This is a genomic window from Vibrio nigripulchritudo ATCC 27043, assembly GCF_000222685.1.
Classification (GTDB): Bacteria; Pseudomonadota; Gammaproteobacteria; order Enterobacterales; family Vibrionaceae; genus Vibrio; species Vibrio nigripulchritudo.
In genome coordinates this window covers 1-5,341 of the sequence record NZ_AFWJ01000130.1, presented here as the reverse complement: position 1 = coordinate 5,341, position 5,341 = coordinate 1, and the positions used below count along the sequence as shown (strand labels likewise).

At 45.2% G+C, this 5,341-nt stretch carries 2 protein-coding genes and 1 pseudogene; 2 read left to right on the top strand and 1 reads right to left on the bottom strand.

Annotated features, from left to right (window positions below):
* A pseudogene (locus tag RH89_RS12475) lies at positions 1-451 on the bottom strand (TolC family protein); the annotation flags it as partial.
* A 385-nt stretch (positions 452-836) separates the two neighbouring features.
* On the opposite strand from RH89_RS12475, the gene RH89_RS30525 reads away from it, so the two are divergent.
* Positions 837-3,023 carry a VCBS domain-containing protein gene (locus tag RH89_RS30525; protein ID WP_004402252.1) on the top strand — a complete coding sequence of 729 codons (2,187 nt, stop codon included), beginning with the start codon at positions 837-839 and terminating at the stop codon, positions 3,021-3,023.
* Positions 3,020-5,341 (top strand): VCBS domain-containing protein (locus RH89_RS30520; protein WP_004402251.1); only part of this gene is annotated, 2,322 nt, incomplete at its 3' end. The genes RH89_RS30525 and RH89_RS30520, both read left to right, overlap by 4 nt.

Here is a 5,341-nt window from a genome sequence, read left to right as displayed (position 1 = left end):
GCCAGAATTTCTTCAGACTTAACGGCTTCTAGTAAATCTGAGCAACTTCAAGCGCTTTATCCTGAGCACTGGCTAATAATTGCAGTCTCATGGATTCAGCTTCAGCAGCTGTTCTATCTATATTATTAAGTGTGGCTGAACCATCCCAAATAAGCTGAGTAAAAGTTATCGTTGCTTCTTTTCTCGTCAGGTCAGTTGTTTCGCTATTTACCGGAGCTGGGTTTACATGTTCAAAACCAATTCCAGCGTCTAGATCAACTTTTGGAAGATATGCACCGCTTGCCGCTTCGTTATCTTTTCGATAACTCATGTAATCGTTGAATGCACTCTTTAATTCTGGGTTGGTGGCGAGCGTAATGGCCACGGCTTGCTCCAGCGTTTGAGCATAGACACTTGTGGCTAAAGAACCAGCAAGCAAACAGCCAATGGCACCTATATAACGTCCTTTCACTTTACCTCTCCAGTCGTGTTAATTCTTGATATGTTTATATATTATCCCAATTATAGTCTCATTTTTGAGATGCATGCAAAATACAAATTATTGGGTGAGCTATATATTGCGATATTTATTAATCATAAGCCATTGAATGTTTTCACAGACAAACACTTATATTCGCTTGTTCTCATTTTTGAAACAGATAACTATCAATAAATACATATACTTAAAAGGGTCGAATATTATAGGTTGAGACACTTAGAAGCAATATTATCATTTTGAATTTTTAAGCCTTTTACGAAATTATATTGCTCTAATTCTCAACCTTCCACTTGTTAATTTAATACTGCGATATTGGATAGAAATTCGTAGTGTTTTTACTTCTTTGGGAGTAGGGAATATGGCTTCTTTTTCGTCTTTATTTTCTGCAGGCTTGTCTGCACTGGGTAAAGTAATAGTGATAGATGTAGAGGGGAATTTAAAAACTGTCTCCGAAGATTATTCACTTTTACCTGGCGAAGTATTTGTAACTATTGATGATGAAGTGGTTTTGGCTGAGCTTCCTGCGAAAGAGGGAGAGCCCGAATTATCTACCGATATAGACCAGATATTGTCCTCAATAGAGGCGGGTGAAGACCCTACTTTACTTGTGGAGTTTGCCACCGCAGCGGGTGTAGAAACACCAACGCAAGAAAAAATTATAATTATTGATATTGCGGGCAACATCAAAATTGTTCCTGCTAACACAGTGTTGTTACCCGGTGAAGTGGTACTTGAAGATGAACAGGGTTATTTACTGTTTTCTGAGAGCGATTTACCAGATACAGCGATACTGGATGAAAGCGGTGAATTGCGCATATTGGACACCGACCCTGAGATAGATCAGATTTTCGCCGCGTTAGAGGCAGGGGCTGACCCGACTCAGATTGAAGAGTTAGCACCTGCAGCCGGTGGAGGCGCAGCAGGTTCATCTATTGGGACGTCTGGGGAAATCGAACGTACTGGTACGCAAGTGCTTGCGGCTACGTCTTTTGACACCTCTGGCTTAGCCAGTCAGGGGTTATCCGAAACCCAAAGTCTTTCACTTCTTAATCTTTTGCAGATCGCAGCAGTAAATCAGTCTCCCGTCGCTCAGAACAGCAGCGCAGCTCTTGATGAAGACACCAGTATTTCTGGGCAGGTTCTGGCAACAGATGCCGATCTGCCTGCTGGTTCTGCATTGACATACGCGACTACATCGACAGCGACTGGACTCACGTTCAACAGTGACGGTACTTACACGTTTGATGCTTCCAGCTATGACTCATTGTCTGAAGGTCAAATCCTCGTCATCACAGTACCTTACACCGCGACTGACAATCAGGGAGCAACAGGCAGCGGCACGCTGACCATAACCATCACGGGTACTAACGACGCGCCTGTCGCTCAGGCTGAATCTTTCTCAGTGAATGAAGATGAAACCTTCTCAGGGCAAATGGACGCTACTGATATCGACCTTCCTGCGGGCAGCGTTTTAAACTTTTCTATTACTGACACAATTGAAGGGTTGACCTTCAATACTGATGGTTCTTATACCTTTGATGCCAGCAGTTACGACTACCTTCAGGAAGGGCAAACACTGCAAATTCCTGTCGTTGTAACCGTAACCGATGAAGCTGGTGGAACCGATACAACAATATTGACCATTACCATCGTGGGTACTAATGATGCGTCTGTTGTGTCGGCAGATACTCGTACTCTGACTGAAACAAACAGCGTCCTTACCTCCTCTGGCACATTGACCAGTACTGACGTTGACGGTCCAGACAATAGCTTTACCGCAAACACCATTACGAATGATTTTGGTACTTTTACTATTGATGCCAATGGTAATTGGACGTTTTCATCAAATGGCGCGTTTGATCATCTTCGCCAGGGCGAAGAAGCAAGTTTCATTTACCCGGTAACTACCACAGATGGAACAGAAACCACGGTTACAATAACTATTCAGGGTACAAATGACCTTCCTGTTGTTGAAGAGCGGTTAGGAGGTTGGATTCAAGAGGATGAGACTACACCAATTGTAAAGAACTTAGTTGTTCAGGATCCAGACAACACGAATCACGATTTTGAAGTGGTGGGTGGAATTGACCCTGCTGACAGCGTCGGCGTATTCAAAATTAACTCAGATGGCGTCTGGACGTTTGAACTGACTCCGGGTAAAGCTGATTACTTAAAAGAAGGGCAGAAGCTATTTGAAACCTATCTGGTGAAAGTTACTGACGAAGACGGTGGTGAAATCATTGTTGAGGTTACGGTTGGCATCGTTGGTACTAACGACGCTTCAGTGGTGTCCTCCGATTCGGTAACCTTAGTCGAGACCGATAGTGTATTAACTTCCTCTGGCACTTTGACTAGTACAGATGTTGATGGACCAGACAATAGCTTTGTCGCCAACAGTATTACCAATGACCTTGGCACATTCACCATTGATGAGAACGGTAACTGGACGTTTACAGCAAGCAGCACGTTTGATCATCTAAGAGTTGGTGAAGAAAAACATTTACCTACCCAGTTACCACTGCGGATGGTACGGAAAGCTCGGTGACTATCACCATTCAAGGCACGAATGACCTTCCTGTTGTTGAAGAGCGTTTAGGGGGCTGGATCCTTGAAGATGATGCTGGGCAACTCGTTAAAAACCTCATTGTTCAAGACCTTGACAATGACAATCATACCTTTGAAGTTGTCGGCGGAATTGATCTGGCAGACAGTGTTGGCGTATTCAAAATTAACTCGGATGGCGTCTGGACGTTTGAACTGACACCAGGTAAAGCTGATTATCTGAAAGAAGGTCAGAAGCTTTTCGAAACTTATAAAGTGAAAGTGACCGATGAAGATGGCGGCGTAACGATTGTTGATGTAACGGTCGGTATCGTAGGTCAAAATGACGCCGCTGTTGTTTCTTCAGATGTTCGTACTTTGGTTGAAACAGACAGCGTACTTTCTACGTCAGGTACATTAACCAGTACAGATGTAGATGGACCAGATAACAGCTTTGTTGCCAACTCCATAACCAATTCTCTAGGTACGTTTACGATTGATGAGAACGGTAACTGGACGTTCACAGCTAGTGAGACCTTTGACAGTTTACGAGTGGGAGAAGAGCTTTCTTTCACTTACCCGGTTGAAACTACCGACGGCGCAACCAGCTCGGTTGAAATCATCATTCAGGGTACGAACGATCTTCCTGTTGTGGAAGAACGATTGGGAGGCTGGATTCTTGAAGATGATTCTGGGCAACTCGTTAAAAACCTCGTTGTTCAGGATCTCGATAATGACAAGCACACCTTTGAAGTAGTAGGAACGCCAGCAACGGTCGTCGGTACTTTTGCTATCAATAGCGATGGCGTGTGGACCTACGAGCTAACTCCGGGTGCGGCGGATTACTTAAAAGAAGGTCAAAAGCTCTTTGAAACCTATCAGGTGAAAGTCACTGACGAAGACGGTGGCGTGACGATTGTTGATGTCACTGTTGGTATCGTTGGTCAGAATGATGCCGCTATCGTTTCTTCCGACTCCGTTACGCTTGTCGAAACAGACAGCGTTCTTACATCTTCCGGTACTCTAACCAGTACAGATGTAGACGGACCAGACAACAGTTTTGTCGCGAGTTCCGTTACCAATTCACTCGGAACGTTCACCATTGATGAAAATGGCAACTGGACATTTACAGCAAGCAGTACTTTCGACCATTTAAGAGTGGGCGAAGAGGCGACATTTACGTACCCAGTCACCACTACCGATGGGGCAACCAGCACGGTCGAAATCACGATTCAGGGGACGAATGATCTTCCGGTGGTGGAAGAGAGACTGGGTGGCTGGATTAGTGAAGATGAAACGACACAAATTGTCAAAAATCTTGTTGTGCAAGACCTGGATAATGACAACCATACTTTTGAAGTCGTCGGTTCTGTCCCTGGTGCTGTAGGTACGTTTGTCATCAACAGTGAAGGTGTCTGGACTTATGAGCTGACTCCAGGTGCCGCAGACTACCTGAAAGAAGGGCAAAAACTGTTCGAAACGTACCAGGTGAAAGTCACAGATGAAGATGGTGGTGTAACCATTGTTGATGTCACCGTAGGTATCGTCGGTCAGAATGATGCCCCTGTAATTGATTCGACCATCAGTGTGACGGGCAGCGTTGCAGAAGATACGGCGGGTAGTAGTGTAGCAACTGGTCAGCTTGTTGCCACTGACCCAGATAATGATACGGCACCAAATACGGATCTCACGTGGTCTGACATTACAACCAATCCTTCTCAATACGGCAATTTCGTTATCGATTCGGGAACTGGCGAATGGACGTTCCAGATAGATAATACGCTACCAGCAGTTCAAGCCTTGTCTGAAGGTCAGTCGGTGACTGAAACCTTTACTGTTCAGGTGAGTGACGGAATGGGAACCGATACCCAGGAAGTCGTCATTACCATCACGGGCACCAACGATGCACCAGTTGCTCAAAACGCGTCTGTTGGCGTGGATGAAGATGCGAGCATTACTGGCAATGTGACGGCGACAGATGTCGACCTTCCAGCAGGTTCTTCTCTGAATTATGCGACAACATCTACAGCAACTGGGCTGACGTTCAATTCAGATGGTTCATACAGCTTCGATGCTTCCAGTTATGATTCGCTGTCGGAAGGGGAGACTCTGGTCATTCAGGTTCCTTACACCGCGACGGATGAGCAGTCTGCCGTAAGCAATACAGGCATGCTCACCATTACCATAACCGGGACAAATGATGATCCGGTTGCTGACGCTAAAGTGGTTGATGTTCAGGAAGACGCTTTAATCAGTGGTCAAATGACAGCAACTGATGTCGATTTGCCTGCTGGGGAGTCTCTGACATTCAATACTACCAGC